The 375-nt window shown below is 69.9% G+C and carries 1 protein-coding gene; it reads right to left on the reverse strand.

The window, feature by feature from the left end; all coding sequences use genetic code 11:
• Nucleotides 1–345 (reverse strand): hypothetical protein (locus NET02_RS16410; protein WP_284058507.1); only part of this gene is annotated, 345 nt, incomplete at its 3' end.
• Nucleotides 346–375 lie beyond the last annotated feature (30 nt).

Raw genomic sequence — 375 nt, forward strand, 5'->3', positions numbered from 1 at the left:
CCGCTCGCCCCGGTACTTCACCGAGTCGGCCGCCGCCGCCAGGGGCGCCGTGCCCTCCACCACCACCTGCTGCAGGTCACCCACCGGCCCGCCGGTGCCCACGTCTGCCGTCGCGGGCCGGTAGACGTACTCCACCGCCCGCGGCTGCAAGACCCGCTGCTCCGACGACACCAGTTGCCCGGCCTGGTTGTAGAAGCTCACCGTCACCGTGTTGCTCGCGCTGTCCGAGAGGTTGGCGAAGGTGATGCCGGTGTTCCAGCCGTTGAAGTTCTCGAACACCAGCGGCCCGTACTTGGCGTAGGCGCCGGTGTCGACTCGCGGCTGCGGGATCAGGGTGAGCGCCATGTCGGTCTCGTCCTTGAGCCGGTCGACCGT

It is taken from the genome of Thermalbibacter longus (assembly GCF_023806485.1).
Taxonomy (GTDB): domain Bacteria; phylum Chloroflexota; class Chloroflexia; order Thermomicrobiales; family Thermomicrobiaceae; genus Thermalbibacter; species Thermalbibacter longus.